14 protein-coding genes and 3 pseudogenes are annotated in these 15,341 nt (G+C 66.3%); 5 read left to right on the top strand and 12 right to left on the bottom strand.

The window, feature by feature from the left end:
- Window positions 1-7 precede the first annotated feature (7 nt).
- The 4 genes and pseudogenes from AADJ02_RS06110 to AADJ02_RS06125 all read right to left on the bottom strand — a co-directional run.
- Complete coding sequence (locus tag AADJ02_RS06110) at window positions 8-1,021, bottom strand: endonuclease/exonuclease/phosphatase family protein (protein ID WP_341212108.1); 1,014 nt, start codon at window positions 1,019-1,021, stop codon at window positions 8-10.
- Window positions 1,021-1,746, bottom strand: coding sequence for a molecular chaperone DjiA (locus AADJ02_RS06115; protein ID WP_341212109.1), 726 nt, complete (start codon window positions 1,744-1,746; stop codon window positions 1,021-1,023). The genes AADJ02_RS06110 and AADJ02_RS06115 overlap by 1 nt, the downstream gene beginning before the upstream one ends.
- Window positions 1,747-1,777: 31 nt before the next feature.
- Window positions 1,778-2,248: an N-acetyltransferase family protein gene (locus AADJ02_RS06120; RefSeq protein WP_341212110.1), complete on the bottom strand. Its 471-nt coding sequence runs from the start codon at window positions 2,246-2,248 to the stop codon at window positions 1,778-1,780.
- A 71-nt stretch (window positions 2,249-2,319) separates the two neighbouring features.
- A pseudogene (locus AADJ02_RS06125) lies at window positions 2,320-2,706 on the bottom strand (cobalamin-dependent protein); the annotation flags it as partial.
- Window positions 2,707-2,858: 152 nt separating this feature from the next.
- On the opposite strand from AADJ02_RS06125, the gene AADJ02_RS06130 reads away from it, so the two are divergent.
- Together AADJ02_RS06130 and AADJ02_RS06135 are read left to right on the top strand one after the other, a co-directional pair.
- Window positions 2,859-3,362: a DUF4174 domain-containing protein gene (locus AADJ02_RS06130; RefSeq protein ID WP_341212111.1), complete on the top strand. Its 504-nt coding sequence runs from the start codon at window positions 2,859-2,861 to the stop codon at window positions 3,360-3,362.
- Window positions 3,363-3,490: 128 nt separating this feature from the next.
- Window positions 3,491-4,443 (top strand): annotated as a pseudogene (locus AADJ02_RS06135) (IS5 family transposase).
- A 280-nt stretch (window positions 4,444-4,723) separates the two neighbouring features.
- Here AADJ02_RS06135 and AADJ02_RS06140 read toward each other — a convergent pair.
- The 3 genes and pseudogenes from AADJ02_RS06140 to AADJ02_RS06150 all read right to left on the bottom strand — a co-directional run.
- On the bottom strand, window positions 4,724-4,933 hold the full coding sequence (locus AADJ02_RS06140; RefSeq protein WP_341212112.1) for a hypothetical protein: 210 nt from the start codon (window positions 4,931-4,933) through the stop codon (window positions 4,724-4,726).
- 190 nt (window positions 4,934-5,123) lie between these two features.
- Complete coding sequence (locus AADJ02_RS06145) at window positions 5,124-5,513, bottom strand: hypothetical protein (RefSeq protein ID WP_341212113.1); 390 nt, start codon at window positions 5,511-5,513, stop codon at window positions 5,124-5,126.
- Window positions 5,514-5,665: 152 nt separating this feature from the next.
- Window positions 5,666-6,729 (bottom strand): annotated as a pseudogene (locus AADJ02_RS06150) (carboxyl transferase domain-containing protein); the annotation flags it as partial.
- A gap of 61 nt (window positions 6,730-6,790) precedes the next feature.
- On the opposite strand from AADJ02_RS06150, the gene AADJ02_RS06155 reads away from it, so the two are divergent.
- Window positions 6,791-7,210 (top strand): ion channel, encoded by a 420-nt coding sequence (locus AADJ02_RS06155; protein WP_341212114.1) that lies wholly within the window; start codon window positions 6,791-6,793, stop codon window positions 7,208-7,210.
- Window positions 7,211-7,215: 5 nt separating this feature from the next.
- On the opposite strand, the gene AADJ02_RS06160 is transcribed toward AADJ02_RS06155, so the two are convergent.
- The 5 genes from AADJ02_RS06160 to betI form a co-directional block, all read right to left on the bottom strand.
- Window positions 7,216-7,890, bottom strand: coding sequence for a thermonuclease family protein (locus AADJ02_RS06160; protein WP_341212115.1), 675 nt, complete (start codon window positions 7,888-7,890; stop codon window positions 7,216-7,218).
- Window positions 7,891-7,971: 81 nt separating this feature from the next.
- A complete protein-coding gene (gene betA / locus AADJ02_RS06165) occupies window positions 7,972-9,627 on the bottom strand; it encodes a choline dehydrogenase (RefSeq protein ID WP_341212116.1) in 1,656 nt (551 codons plus the stop codon).
- 79 nt (window positions 9,628-9,706) lie between these two features.
- Window positions 9,707-11,170, bottom strand: coding sequence for a betaine-aldehyde dehydrogenase (gene betB, locus AADJ02_RS06170; protein ID WP_341212117.1), 1,464 nt, complete (start codon window positions 11,168-11,170; stop codon window positions 9,707-9,709).
- A 27-nt stretch (window positions 11,171-11,197) separates the two neighbouring features.
- The gene (gene betC / locus AADJ02_RS06175) at window positions 11,198-12,709 is read right to left on the bottom strand and encodes a choline-sulfatase (RefSeq protein ID WP_341212118.1); all 1,512 of its coding nucleotides are present in this window, start codon (window positions 12,707-12,709) and stop codon (window positions 11,198-11,200) included.
- Window positions 12,706-13,281 (bottom strand): transcriptional regulator BetI, encoded by a 576-nt coding sequence (gene betI, locus AADJ02_RS06180; RefSeq protein ID WP_341212119.1) that lies wholly within the window; start codon window positions 13,279-13,281, stop codon window positions 12,706-12,708. Before betI ends, betC begins: the two co-directional genes overlap by 4 nt.
- Window positions 13,282-13,394: 113 nt before the next feature.
- Here betI and choX point away from each other — a divergent pair, with 113 nt between their 5' ends.
- Window positions 13,395-14,333, top strand: a complete 939-nt coding sequence (choX, locus tag AADJ02_RS06185) for a choline ABC transporter substrate-binding protein (RefSeq protein ID WP_341212120.1) — start codon at window positions 13,395-13,397, stop codon at window positions 14,331-14,333.
- 174 nt (window positions 14,334-14,507) lie between these two features.
- Window positions 14,508-15,338, top strand: a complete 831-nt coding sequence (gene choW / locus AADJ02_RS06190) for a choline ABC transporter permease subunit (RefSeq protein ID WP_341212121.1) — start codon at window positions 14,508-14,510, stop codon at window positions 15,336-15,338.
- The last annotated feature ends 3 nt before the right edge of the window (window positions 15,339-15,341 follow it).

The following is a 15,341-nucleotide window of genomic DNA, read 5'->3' on the forward strand; positions in this document are numbered from 1 at the left end:
GTCAAACCTAGGAGGCCGGGACGGATTTTCCAGAAAGGTCGAGGTCGAGCGTGACGGGAAAGTGATCCGAAGCCGCGAGCAGCGCCTCGCGCAAATCGGCATCGGCATAGATCGCGGGGTCGTCGAAGGGATGCCAGATACGCCAGCGCGGGGCATGGGCGCACAGATCCGGCGAGATCATCGCGTAATCCAACAGCGCCGAGAGGATGCGCCAGTCGGGCGGCACGGCAAACCGCGCCGTGGCGGGCTGAGCCGCCATCGGATGCGACAGGGCAAGGGCCGCGTGCGGGTCATGCAGACGCCGATCGGGCGGCCCGTCCTCGCCCAGCACGATCTCCACGCCCGACCGTCCGAACAGCCGTTCTTGCGCGTCGAGGCCGGGGCCGTCGTTGAAGTCGCCCATGACCACGAGGCTGTCGCCCGCATCGAGGTGATCCTCGATCCGCGCGCGCAGCCAGCCACATTGCGCGAGCTGCTTGCGCCGGTTCTCGACCGCGATGCGACGCAGGTCGTCCGCGCCTTGCGCGCCATGTGGGGCCTTGGACTTGGCATGGACGCCGATGAGCCGCAGCGTGACGCCAGCGGCTTCGATGGCCATCTCCAGCGGCGGTTTTGACCATGTGATGCGCGTCTCGCCCCGGCCGGCGTGCAAATCAAACCGCGGGGCCTTGGCGCTCTGACGTGGATCGTGGCGCGCGCTCAGGAGGTCCGGATTGTAGAGAAACGCGATTTCCTGCTGGGTGTGGCTGCGAAAACCGGTCAGCGCCTCTCGTGTTCTGAGACCGACTTGGGCAGCAAAGCTTTCCAGCGCCCGCATTCCGTCACGTTTGCCACCCGTGTCAGGGGCTTCGACCACCACGATCCCGTCCGCATCCAGCGCATGCATCACCCGGGCGATCCCGTCCAGCTGCTGCGCGCGCGTGATCCCGTGGCGGGCCGATGGCGCGTCATCGTGCTGCGGCTGGCCCGCGTCGTCGAACAGCCGGTCGAACCAGGCGACGTTCCACGTCGCCAGCCGCATCAGGCGCGGCCCTCGGCCCCGTTCGTGGCCCCACCGGTCGTGACCGGGCCCTGCCCTTCCGAGATCCGCTCCCACGCCCTGTTGGCCGAGATAAGTCGGCTCTCGGCCAGCTTCATCGCCTCCTCGGGCAGACCGCGCGCGGCGAGCCGGTCGGGATGGGTTTCGCGCACGATAGCGCGCCATGCACTGCGGATATCACCCATGTCGTCGTTGGGTGACACGCCCAGCACATCGTAGGGATCGGGCTCGCAATCGGGGACGAAGCGCGCGCGCAGCCGCGCAAAGCTGCGCTCGTCGATCTCAAAGATCTGCGCCACCTCCTGCAGGAAGGCGTTCTCGGCCGGATGGTAGTCGCCGTCCGCGAGAGCGATATGAAACAACCCCTCCATCAGGTCGAACAAAGGGCCTTTTTCACCGCGAAACATCCGCGCGATGCGGCGGGCGTAATCGTCGAAGCCTGCGACATCGGTGCGCGCCATGTTAAAAACCCGCGCGGCATTGGCCTCTTCCTCGGGCGGAATGGTGAAGATCTCGCGGAAGGCTGCGACCTCGCCGCGCGTCACCAGCCCGTCGGCCTTGGCCATCTTCGCGCCCAGAGCGATCACCGCGATGGCAAAGGCAACCGAGCGTTCGGGCGGCGTGCGCAGACGGTCGAAGATCGAGGCAAGGCTCTCGCCCTGCCTCAGCGCCGCGATGGCTTCGGCTATTCGTGTCCAGATCGACATGGGTTCACCTTAGCGCCGCATTGCGGCATTGTCAGAGTCGTTTCTGCAGGATGGCGAGATCGAGCCAACGGCCGAACTTGCGCCCTACCTGCGGCATGGTGCCGGCGCGCTCAAAGCCCATGCGCTCATGAAAGGCGATGCCAGCCGTGTTCTCGGCGGTCACGCAGGCGACCATCATATGCTTGTCCGCGGCGCGAGCCGTGTCGAACAGCCGCTCCATCATCATCCGCCCCGCGCCGCGCCCGTGCAGGCCGGGGGCGAGCAGGATCGTATGCTCGACCGTGTGGCGGTAGCCGTCCGTGCCGCGAAACGGAAACCAGCGGGCAAAGCCCTGCACGCCCTCCTCGTCCCAGACGAGGAACGGATCGCCGTTGCCGATGATCTCGACGATCTCCGCCTCGCTGCGCTCGGTCGCGTTGAAGATCGAACTGGTCTCGCGGATGACACGGTTCCAGATGGCACCAAGGGCGGGCACGTCCTCGGGGGTTGCGGGGCGGATCATGAGAGGCCTCGGGCACAGATTGTTTTCGGCCCCCGTGATGTCGCGTCCCGCCCCGCGCCGCAAGTCCCCTGTCAGCCGCGCGTGCGGATCATCGACAGGATCTCGGAGGCGGCCTTGGGGATGTTGGTGCCCGGCCCGAAGATGGCCGCGACCCCCGCCTCCTTGAGCATCGCGTGGTCCTGATCGGGGATCACCCCACCGCAGACCACGAGGATCTCGCCCGCGCCCTGATCGCGCAGGGCCTGCACCAGCTTGGGGGCAAGGGTCCGGTGCCCCGCGGCCTGGCTCGAGATGCCGACGACATGCACGTCGTTGTCCAGCGCGTCCTGCGCCGCCTCCGCGGGCGTCTGGAACAGCGGCCCCATGTCGACGTCGAAGCCCAGATCGGCAAAGGCGGTGGCGATGACCTTGGCACCGCGGTCGTGCCCGACCTGCCCCATCTTGACCACCAGCATGCGCGCGCAGCCCAGTCGTCTCGGCGATCTTGGTGGGCCATGGCTTCTCCTACGGTCGAGGCGGAGTGTGCCGCGACAAGAGACGTTGCGCCAGTCCCGCTGCCGAATGTCGCGGCACCCTTCGCGCGGAGGGCATTCGCCCCTATGTTGAAGGCATGAAACATATTCGCCCCCTGCTCGCGCTCATGGCCCTTCTCTGGGCCGCCCCCCTTGTGGCCGCGCAGGAGGCGCCAGATCTACTGACACGCTGGGCCGAAGAGCCTCGCGCGGCTTACCCGGTGGGCGATGCCGAATTGAAGGATTTCGAGTTCCGCGCCCGGCCCATCGTCGTTTTCGCCAACGGGCCAAGCGATCCGCAGTTCGAACGGCAGATGGGTTTTCTCGCAGAGCGGATCGACGAATTGGCAGCGCGCGACGTGATCATTCTGATCGACGTCGATCCCGATGCCCGCAGCCCGATCCGCCGCAGCCTGCGCCCGCGTGGCTTTTCGGTGATCCTGATCGGCAAGGACGGGCGCATCGCACAGCGCAAGCCAGCGCCGTTCTCGGGGCGCGAACTGATCCACGCCATCGACAAGCTGCCATTGCGCCAGCAGGAGATCCGCGACGCCAACCGACCCATCGATGGGGCAGGCGCGCAGGCTCTGCCGACGCGCTAGTCGAATTCCATGATCACGGCGTCGACGGCGAGGCTGTCGCCCGTCTCGCCCCTGAGGCTGACCACGCGGCCCTGACGCTTAGCGGGCGCTGTTGCACATATCGGTGAAGGGAATTCACTGGGCGCGCCCTGAGGGTTAGCTCGAGGGCATGCCGAAGCCTTCCCCCGACCCGCTACCGCACGACGAACTGGTCCGACGACAATGCGGCGCTGCGCAAGCGCGGCGCGCTACCGGTCTGGTTCGACCTTGAGATGGTCTGGAACGCCGGCAAGACCGGGAAGCGTGGGCGGCCCGAGACCTTCTCGGACACTGCGATCCAGATATGCCTGACGCTGAAAGTGCTCTTCGAGCTTCCGCACCGGCAGACGGTCGGGCTGATTGAAAGCATGATCCTGATGGCGGGGCTGGATTGGCCGGTTCCGGACTATTCGACGCTGTGCCCCCGGCAGGCGCGGATCGCGGTGCAGGTCCCGTATCGCGCCTCAGGACAGCCGCTGAACCTGCTCGTCGACAGCACCGGCATCAAGTTCCGGGGTGATGGTGAGTGGCAGGCCCGCAAGCATGGCCCGTCACGTCGCAGGCAATGGAGAAAGGTTCATATTGCCATGGACGCGGGCACCGGGGACGTGCGCGCGGTCGAGTTCACCTCGAGCCGCCAAGGCGACAGCCCGCTGCTGCCGGAGCTGCTGGCGCCGATTCTCCAAGAGGAGATGATCGGCACGGTCACCGCGGACGGCGCTTACGACACGCGCCGCTGCCATGACGCCATCATCGATCGAGGTGCCGACGCTGTCATACCAATCCGTCGCAATGGCCGTGCTTGGAAAAAGACTGCTTCGCTGCCACCGCGCGAAACGAGATCCTGCGGGCAACCAGACGCTTGGGCCGGACGCTCTGGAAGAAGTGGACCGGCTACCACGTCCGAAGTCGGGTCGAAGCTTTGATGAACTGCCTGAAGCTCTTCGGCGAGAGGATCATGTCACGAGACCCCGGCCGCCAAACCGCCGAAATCCAGATCCGCACCGCCATCATGAACCGCTTCTCGGCCCTTGGCAGGGCCGAGATCGAGGCCGTCCGCTAAAAAAGGAGGTAAAGGGAGCAGTCATGCCCCAGACCGCTTTGTGCAACATCGCCGCGTCGCAGTCGGCCTCGGAATGCTCCGCGACGGTGCGGAGGCCCATGGCCCGCGCGCTTTTGATCACCCGGCAGGCGATCTCGCCGCAGTTGCGATCAGGGTCTTGCCGAACATCGTGCCGCTCAACTTCACCTCCCCAGGCCGATCACGAAAAAGGGCCGCCGAGGTCTCCCCCGGCGGCCCGTCATGTCATGCGCGTCCGGCCAAGGCCGGTCGCGTGGTCGGCTCAGTAGCAGCCGTTCGCGTTCGGGTTGGTGACGCAGGGCGCGATGCCGCCGATCGCACCACCGATGAGCGCGCCGTTGACGGCGCTCTCGCCCGCAACCTTGGCGACAGCGGCACCCGTGAGGGCGCCAGTCGCGGCGCGCTCACCGGGAGTCGCGCCACAGGCAGCGAGAGTAGCGGCGACGCCGAGCGCGCCGAAGAGTTTGAACATGGATGCCATTCTTGGTCTCCGAAAATGAATGGTTGTGCCCCAGATGAAGCCGTCACTGCCACTTCGCAGGGGTCTGCGCAAGTGAGAGCGAAGCCGGACCAGGCCGAGTTGGGATCACAGCTAGGGCATGGGCGGCAACCCGCCACTCTCTGTGCGGAAAATTTCGAGATATCCCCGGCCCGATCGGCGATCACCAGCTCTCGTCTTCCGCGTCATCCTCATCTTCGTCCTCTTCGGCACCGAAGACGTCCGGAAAGGCGCGCCGCGCAACATCGACGTCGATGCGCAGCAGCGCGTCGTAATCCTGCGGATTGAAGGGGTCCTCGGCGGGCACGACTTCGCGGCCGAACAGCCAGCTCAGGCGCGCGGCATCGAGATTGCCCCGCACGAAGGGCTCTTCGCCGAACTGGTTCCAAAGCGCGGCCATGAAGCCCTCGTCGGCGCGCCGGTCGGGTGGACGGCGGTCGCGAAACCGCTCGCGGCGGATGATCTTGGTTGGGCCTTCCTTGGCGGCGCGACGGATGGTGAATTGAAAGTCGGTGCCGGGCAGCCGGCCGGGAAATCCGCGGTGCTTTTCCATGTCAGTCGTGTCCTCGGGCTGCGCCGCGCGATCCGCGGCAACCCGCCTGATACCCCGACACGCGCGCCCGCGCCATCCCGTGCGGCCCTTTCACCACGCCCCCGGACACACCGGGGGCGCCGCAGGACCACAGGGGCTGCGCCGCGGCCTATGCCCGGAAGGAAGCCTGGCACGTCGACCAGCGTCAGGATCAGGATCTCGAAGGCGTCGCAAAAGCACACGAAGCGCGCAGCCTTTCGCGAGCTGTCGATGTCCAGACACCCCGCCAACACCATCAGCTGGTTGGCGACGACACCCACCGTCGTGCCTTTGAGACGTATGAAGCAAGTCAGGATATTCTTGGCGAACCCGGCCTAACTTTCAAAGGAATCCTCCTTGTCGGCGAGCTTTCGCACCAGCGCGTGCATGTCGTAGGGCTGGTTAGGGTTGGCGGGGATGAGACTGTCGAGGCTAGGCTCCTCGCGGGCCACATCGTCGAAGAACGGGCGGCGGGGCGGCCTCTGGAGGTTGTTGAGTGGCAAGACGTCGATCCGGTCGGCGGGTCTCGGCGATCGCCTCGACATCGCCCTCGAAGGCGGCGTCGGACACGCTCGATTTGCGGCTGTGGGTCATGCCCCCGCCCAGCTCCTCGGCGGTGACGATCTCGCCGGTCACGGTCCTCATCATGTCGGGGCTGGTGACGAACATATAGGAACTGTCCTCCACCATGAATATGAAGTCGGGCATGGCGGGTGAATAGACTGCGCCACTGGCGCAGGGGCCCATTACGAAACTGATCTGCGGTACGACGCCGGAGGCCAGCACGCTGCGCTGGAACACCTCGGCATAGCCTGCAAGTCTGGCCACGACCTCTTTGATACGTGCGCCACCCGAGTCGTTGATGCCCACGACCAACGCGCCGTTTCGCATCGCCATGTCCATGATCTTGCGAATCTTCTGGGCATGCGTTTCCGACAGCGAGCCGCCGAAGACGGTGAAGTCCTGGCTGAAGACATAAATCATCCGGCCATTCACCGTGCCCCAGCCGGTGACGATGCCGTCGCCCGAGGGGCGGCTCTCTTGCATGCCAAAATCGGTGCAGCGGTGGGGCCACGAACATGTCGAACTCCTCGAAGGAGCCTTCATCGAGCAGAAGTTCGATGCGTTCGTGTGCCGGGAGCTTGCCCTTGGCGCGCTGTGCGGCGAGGCGCTTATCGCCGCCGCCTTGCCGCGCCATGTCCCGGTGACGGCGTGATTTCCTCGCTTGCAAGGGGACACAGGCAGCCTAGCTCAGAGGCATGTTGCTCACAATTGCCATCCTGCTCGTGATCGTGCTCGGCTCGGTACACCACTTCGGCCTCGTGCTGTGCCGGCACGTGCTGCCGCAGGCCACCGGGCGCAATTCGCTGGTGCCACTCGGGGCCTTCATCCTGACGGCCCTGCTGCACATGGTGCATATCGCGATCGGTGCGGCGCTCTACCAGCTCTTGCAGGAGCACGTGTTTCCCGGTGGCTTGGGCACGGGTTTCACCAATTGGGTGGATTACACCTATCTCTCGGCCATCGCCTTCTCGACCGTGGGGTTCGGCGAGCTGACGGTGACGGGGCCGATGCGGTTGGTGGTGGGCGCACAGGCAATGGCGGGGTTCATGATCATCACCTGGTCGGCGACCTTCATCTACGATGTCTCATCGAAGCAACTCGAAAAGCACAGCTGAGCCGGTCAGCTCCCGGCGTGACGCCATCCCGCGCGGCGCGCTTCGGCCTCGTTGCAAAACCAGCGTTCGCCCGAAGAAGTGTCGATCTTGGTGCGCCCGTAATAGGGATCGCCCGGCATGTGGTAGATCCGCCCGCCGCCAGAGACGTTGCCCTTGATCGCGCAGCCGCCCGCCTCGGTCCGCTCGGGCTCGGGCTTGGCCTGCCCCGCGCGCTTGGCGCGCCGCCAATCCCACGGCGCCTCGACTTCGCCGCGCCAGATGCCGCGCCCGGCCTCGCGCGCGGCGGTCTCCATCGGTAGATAGTCCTTGGAATATTCGACATAGGCCAAGGCCAGACCGTCCGAGACCAGCGTCTCACCGACGTCGGCCCCGTCCACGGTGCAGCGCGCGACAATACGCTCGTAGCGGTCGATATCCACGGTCTCACACGCCGCAATGCGCCCGGCAAAGCGCAGCGATGTCTCTTGGGTGACCCAGTCGCCGCAGGCCCATTGCGCGCCCGACCCGGTGCCGCAGCTCTGCGCGTTTTCGGGCGCATCGACACCGTGCAAGCGCACTCGCGCGCCGCCCACGTCGAAGGTATCACCATCGATCACCGCCACCATGCCGGCGGGACCGGCGGCGGGGGCAGGCTCGGGACTGCACAGACCGAAGAAGGCGAGGATCGCAAAGCAGGACATGCGAGAGATGTCGGCGGTTTTCCCCGCCCCGGCAAGGGCTTGGTTAACTCAAAGTTAACGACTTCCTGCCATCGGCGAAATTCAGCGCTGTGCCACCCGCCATGCGGGATGGATCCACGGTGTCTCGTCCGAGGGCGGCAGGCTTCGACCGAGGATATGGTCGGCGGCCTTTTCGCCCACCATGATCGAGGGCGCGTTGAGGTTGCCGTTGGTAATGCGCGGAAAGATCGAACTGTCGGCGACGCGCAGACCTTCGACGCCGATCACCCGGCATTCGGGATCGACCACCGCACCCGCGTCGTCCGCCGCGCCCATCCGGCAGGTGCCGCAGGGGTGATAGGCGCTCTCGACATGTTCCTTGATCGCCTCGTTGAGCTGGTCGTCGCTCTGATACGCCTCTCCCGGCAGGATCTCATGGCCCCGGTAGGGGGCGAAGGCGCGCTGACCGAAGATCTCGCGCGTGAGCCGGATGCAGGTTCGGAAATCGGCCCAGTCCTGCTCGGTCGACATGTAGTTGAACAGGATCTTTGGCGCGTCCTCGGGGTTGGCGGAGGCCAGCGTCACATGCCCGCGCGAGCCCGAGCGCATCGGCCCGACATGCGCCTGAAATCCATGCCCCTCGGCCGCCGCCTGCCCGTCATAGCGCACGGCCATCGGCAGGAAGTGGTACTGGATGTCGGGGTATTCGACGCCCGCGCGCGAGCGGATGAAGCCGGCGCTTTCGAACTGGTTCGAGGCCCCCAAGCCAGTGCGGCTCAGCATCCACTGGGTGCCGACCATGCCCTTGCCCCAGAGGTTCCAGTGGCTGAAGAGCGAAACCGGCTGCGTCGCGGCCATCTGGATGTACATCTCCAGATGGTCCTGCAGGTTCTGCCCCACGCCCGCGCGGTCGGCTTTCACCTCGATGCCGTGCTCGGCCAGGTGCGCGGCAGGGCCGATGCCCGACAGCATCAGCAGCTTGGGCGAGTTGATCGAGGAGGCGGCAATGATCACCTCGGCGCGTGCCCCGATCACTTCGGTCTTGGAGCCGCGCGAGACCTCGACGCCGGTGGCGCGCCCGTCCTCGATCACCACCCGATGCGCAAGCCCGCGCACCAGTGTGCAGTTGTCGCGCTTGAGCGCGGGGCGCAGGTAGGCGTTTGCGGCGGACCAGCGGGTGCCCTGCCAGATCGTCGCCTCCATCGGGCCGAAGCCCTCCTGCTTCTCGCCGTTATAGTCGTCGGTGAGCTGATAGCCCGCCTGCCCGCCTGCCTCGACGAAGGCACGGGTCAGCGGGTTGTCGCGTGGCCCGCGTGTCACATGCATCGGCCCGTCATGGCCGCGCCGCGCCGGGTCGCCGCCGTGACCGCCGTCGTGCCAGTTCTCCATCCGCCTGAAGTAGGGCAGAACGCCCGCGTAGTCCCAGCCCTCGGCGCCCATCTCGGACCATGTGTCGAAATCGCGCGCGTGGCCACGCACATAGACCATGCCGTTGATCGACGACGAGCCGCCGATCACCTTGCCGCGCGGCGTCGCGAGCTGGCGACCACCCAGGTGCGGCTCGGGCTCGGAGCGGTAGCCCCAGTCATAGCGCGACATGTTCATCGGGTAGCTCAAAGCACCCGGCATCTGGATGAACGGCCCCGCGTCTGTGCCGCCATGCTCGATGACGATGACGCTCTTGCCCGCCTCGGACAGGCGGTAGGCCATGGTGCAGCCAGCGCTGCCGGCCCCGATGATGACGTAGTCCGCTTGCATGTCAGACACCCGTGTCCTGCCGAAACGGCCTTTGCGCCGCCGCTCCGTAATCATTGAATTGGACCGACCCTTGGGGCGGTCAGTACGGCGCCTCGACCGGCCCCATTGCCACGTAGACGGTCTTGAGCTGGCTCCAGTGTTCGATCGCCACCTGCCCGTTCTCGCGACCCACGCCCGACATCTTCATGCCGCCGAAGGGTGCCTCGACCGGCGTCAGATTGTAGGTGTTGATCCAGCACGATCCCGCCTGCAGCCCCGCCACCATGCGGTGCGCACGCGTCAGGTCGCGGGTAAAGACCCCCGCCGACAGCCCGTAGATCGTGGCGTTGGCACGCTCCAGCACCTCCTCTTCGGTGGCAAAGCCGAACACCGACATGACGGGGCCGAAGATTTCCTCGCGCGCGATGGTCATTTCGTCGGTGACATCGGCAAAAACCGTGGGTTCGATCCAGAAGCCCGCGCCCTTTCCTTGCGGCCGCCCGCCGCCCGTCACCAGACGCGCACCCTCGGCCTGCCCCTTGGCGACGAACCCCTCGACGATCTCGCGCTGGCGTTCGCTCACCATAGGTCCGAAGGTCGTGGTCTCGTCGAGCGGATCGCCGATCGTCACGGCCTTGAGGCGTTCGGACAGCCGATCGAGAAACGCCTCGCGGATACCGTCCTGCACGAAAACGCGGGTGCCGTTCGAGCAGATCTGCCCCGAGGAATAGAAGTTGGCGTTGATCGCCGCAGACACCGCGTCCTCGAGGCTCGCGTCGTCAAAGATCACCAGCGGCGACTTGCCACCCAGCTCCATCGTTACGGCCTTCATGCCGGAGGCGGCGCTCGCATAGACCTTCCTGCCCGTCGGCACCGAGCCGGTGAGCGAGACCTTGGCCACGCGGTCATCCTCGACCAGCGACGCCCCTACATCGCCATAGCCTTGCACCACGTTGAACACGCCCGGAGGCGCGCCTGCCTCGATCAGGATCTCGGCGACTTTCAGCGCCGAAAGCGGCGTCGTCTCGGAGGGTTTGAACACCATCGTGTTGCCGCAAGCGAGCGCGGGGGCGGCCTTCCAGCAGGCGATCTGCGTGGGGTAGTTCCACGCACCGATCCCCACCGCCACGCCCAGCGCCTCGCGCCGCGTGTAGATGAAATCCTCGCCCATCTGGATATGCTCGCCCGACAGCGTCGCGGCCAGACCGCCGAAATATTCGAGCGCGTCGGCGCCAGAGGTCGCGTCGGCCACCAGCGTTTCCTGCAGCGGTTTGCCGGTGTCCTTGGTCTCGAGTTCCGACAGCTCGCGGTTGCGCGCGCGCATGATGTCGGCGGCGCGTCGTAGGATGCGGCCCCGCTCGGTGCCGGTGAGCGCGGCCCACGCGGGCTGCGCGCGCTTGGCCGCGGCCAAGGCCTGCTCGACCAGCATGGGCGTGGCCGAATGCAGCTTGGCGATGGTCTCGCCGGTGGCCGGGTAGATCACTGGCAAGGCCGCGCCGTTCGCATCTTCGACATATGCGCCGTCGATGAAGTGGCTGGCCTCGGGCTGGGTCGGATAGGTCATGTCATCTGCCTTCGGTATCAGAGAGGATCATTCGCCGCGCGGAAACCGCTGGCTCTCCTCGAGAATGTTCAGGTCCATGTGGTTGCGCATGTACCGCTCGGAGGCCGCGCGCAGCGGCTGGTAATCCCAAGGGTAATACCCGCCCTGCCGCAGCGCCTCGTAGACCACCCAGCGCCGCGCCTGGCTCTGGCGCACTTGCGCGTCGGCGAGATCGAGGGTCCAGCGTTCGGCGGCCAAGGCGCGGAAATGTGCCATGGTCTCGGCATGGGCCGCGTCTGTGGCGAGGTTGCGTCGCTCGGACGGGTCGGCGTCGAGATCGAAGAGCTGCTCGGGATCGACCGGGCAGGCCGTGTACTTGAACCGCCCCTCGCGCAGCGCGACCATCGGCGCGATCGAGCCTTCGGCGGCGTATTCGATCGCTACCGGCGTCACGCGGCGAGCGCCCTGCCCCAGTGGCACGAGGCTTTCGCCGTCGGTCCAAGGCGTCACCTCGGACATGTCCACGCCCGCGAGGTCGCACAGCGTCGGCGTCACGTCGATGGCCGAGACCGGATCGGTCACGAGGCCCGGCGTCATGCCGGGGGCGCTGATCATCAAGGGCACCCGCGCCGAGCCCTCGTAGAAGCTCATCTTGAACCACAGCCCCCGGTCGCCGAGCATGTCGCCGTGATCGGAGACGAAGATCACGATAGCCTCCTGCCGCGTGTCCTCGAGCACGGCGAGGATCTCGCCCAGCTTGTCGTCGATGTAGCTGATATTGGCGAAATACCCCTGACGCGCGCGGCGGATCTGTTCGGGCGTGATGTCGAACTTGTCGGCATCGCAGGCGTCCAACAGCCGCCTCGAATGCGGGTCCTGATCGGCGTAGGGGATCTCGGGAACCTCGGGGTCGAGATGATCGCAATCGTTGTAGAGATCCCAGTACTTCCGGCGCGCCACATAGGGGTCGTGCGGGTGGGTGAAGCTCACCGTTAGGCACCAAGGCCGCGCATCGTGACCACGCGCAAGGTCATAAAGCTTGGTCTTGGCCTGATGTGCTACGTCGTCGTCGTATTCGAGCTGGTTGGTGATCTCGGCCACGCCCGCGCCGGTCACCGAGCCCAAGTTGTGATACCACCAGTCGATCCGCTCGCCCGGCTTGCGCCAGTCCGGGGTCCAGCCGAAATCGGCAGGATAGATGTCGGTGGTCAGCCGTTCCTCGAAACCATGCATCTGGTCGGGGCCGACGAAGTGCATCTTGCCCGAAAGGCAGGTCTGCCAACCCGCGCGGCGCAGATGATGCGCAAAGGTCGGGATGTCGGAGGGAAATTCGGCGGCGTTGTCGTAGACCCCTGTGCGAAACGGCAACTGGCCGGACATGAACGAGGCCCGCCCAGGCGCGCAGAGCGGGCTGCCGGTATAGGCATTGGCGAACCGCGTCGAGCGCGCGGCCAGCGCCTTGAGGTGCGGCGCGTGCAGCCAGTCGACCGGGCCGTCGGGAAACAGCGTTCCGTTGAGCTGATCGGCCATGACGATGAGGATGTTCGGGGTCGAGGTCATTTCAGTTCCAGTTCCAGCGCGGCAAGCAGATGTCTCGTGGCGGAGGCACCATCGGCCGGCCCGCCCGCGAGGCCCTGCTTGAGATACAGCCCGTCGATCAGGGCCGCGAGCCGTTCCGCCGCGTCCGGTGCGCCGGCACCCAGAAGCGGCCGCAGGTCATGCGTGAGATTCGAGCGCAGCCGCCGGTGATAGATCCGCAGGAGCCGGGCGGCGGGCACGGAGGTACGGGCCAGCACGTAGAAGTTCAGCCATGCCGCCACGACCTCGGGGCGAAAGTTCGACGGGCCGAAGTTGGCGCGCAGGAGCGCCGCCGCACGGGCGCGCGGGTCGCTTTGCGCCGCCTGTAGCGCGCCGCGCACCTCGGCCGAATAGAGCGCGAGAAGATGGCGCATTGCGGCAAGGAAGATGTTGTCCTTGTTGCCGAAATAGTGATGCGCCAGCGCCGAGGACATGCCAGCGCGCCGGGCGATCTGGGCCACCGTCACGTCGAGCGAGCCCTGTTCGCCGATCTCCTCGATCGTCGCTTTGACCAAGGCGGCCCGCCGTATAGGTTCCATCCCAAGCTTGGGCATCAGGGATCTCCGATCTGCGCCCGAGCCGAATGACCGGGTTGCAACGGCGACCCTAATCGGGTTTTTATTGACGCGTCAATCAAGAACCAGAAACCACAGAGAGGACGACCCCCATGATGCTTCGCACCACGATCAGCGCCATCGCACTCGCCGCTACCGCCACCGGCGCCTATGCGCAAGACGCCGCGCAGTGCGGCGAGGTCACGCTGTCGGATGTCGGCTGGACCGACATCACCGCGACCACCGCCACCACCGCCATCGTGCTCGAGGGTCTGGGCTACGAGCCGGAGATCAAGGTGCTTTCGGTGCCGGTGACCTTCACCTCGATGGCCGACGGTGACATCGACGTGTTCCTGGGCAACTGGATGCCGACGCAATCCTCGGACATCGCGCCCTACACCGAGGCCGGCACCATCGAGACGGTGCACAAGAACCTCACCGGCGCGAAGTACACGCTGGCCACCAACGCCGCCGGCGCCGCCCTGGGCATCGCCAGCTACGAGGATATCGCCGCCAACGCCGACGCGCTCGACTCCACGATCTACGGCATCGAGCCAGGCAACGACGGCAACAAGCTGATCCTCGAGATGATCGAGAGCGACGCCTTCGGCCTGAGCGATTTCGAGGTCAAGGAAAGCTCCGAGCAGGGCATGCTGGCGCAAGTCGACCGCGCCTCCAAGCGCGACGAGCCGGTGATCTTCCTCGGCTGGGAGCCGCACCCGATGAACGCCAACTACGAGATGACCTATCTCGAGGGCGGCGATGACTGGTTCGGCCCGAATCTGGGCGGCGCCGAGGTCTATACCGTGACTCGCAAGGGCCTTGTCGAGGAGTGCGCCAACCTCGGCGCGTTCCTGAAGAACCTCGAGTTCTCGCTGGAGATGGAGAACGAGATCATGGGCGCGATCCTCAACGATGGCATGGACCCCGAAGCGGCCGCGAAGGCTTGGCTCGCGGCCAACCCCGAGGCCGTGGAGCCTTGGCTCGAAGGCGTGACCACGCTTGACGGCTCCGACGCCCTGACCGCCGTCAAGGGCGCCATCGAGGGCTGATCCCCTCCACTTCGGGGCGCGGCATCACAGCGCCCCCTCCCCCGGCCCCCGCTGCGGGGCCGGGTCTTGGTTTTTCGGCCGTTCGCGGCCCCCGCCCATCCGATCCGCCGCGCAAGACGCCGCATCCCCCGACACGGAGACCCAGATGACCAGACCGATCCGAGGCGCCGCCCCATGGAGCTGAGCATTCCCAAGATCCCCGTGGGCAAGTTGGCCGCCGACGGCTTCGACTGGCTCGAGACCAACCTCGCCATCGTCTTCGACACGCTGTCATGGCTGCTCGAAGGCATGATCGAAGGCATCCTGTGGATCCTCCAGACGCCGCCGGAGCTGGTCGTGATCGCGGTCTTCGTCGGCCTCACCTGGCTGCTGCACCGTCGCTGGCAGCCCGCTCTCCTCGTGGCGCTCGGCTTTCTCTTCGTGCTGAACCAAGGCTACTGGGAAGAGACCACCGAAAGCCTGACGCTGGTGCTCTCGGCCTGTGTGGTCTGCATGGGCGTGGGCGTGCCGATCGGCATCGCCGTGGCACACCGTCCCAAGCTCTATGCCTGGGTCGCCCCCGTGCTCGACCTGATGCAGACGCTGCCGACCTTCGTCTATCTGATCCCGGCCATCGTCTTCTTCGGCATCGGCATGGTGCCGGGCCTCATCGCCACGGTGATCTTCGTGCTGCCCGCGCCGATCCGGCTGACGCAACTCGGCATCTCCAGCACGCCGACCGCTCTGGTTGAGGCCGCGCAGGCCTTTGGCGCGACGCCACGCCAACTGCTGTGGAAGGTAGAGCTGCCCTCGGCCTTTCCGCAGATCATGACCGGCCTGAACCAGACCATCATGCTGTCGCTGTCGATGGTCGTCATCGCGGCCCTCGTCGGAGCCGACGGGCTTGGGGTGCCGGTGGTGCGGGCGCTGAATTCGGTCAACACCGCGCTTGGCTTCGAGAGTGGCTTTGTGATCGTGGTGGTCGCCATCATGCTCGACCGCGCGCTGCGCGTGAAACGGGGATAACGA

This window comes from uncultured Limimaricola sp. (assembly GCF_964022235.1).
GTDB lineage: Bacteria > Pseudomonadota > Alphaproteobacteria > Rhodobacterales > Rhodobacteraceae > Limimaricola.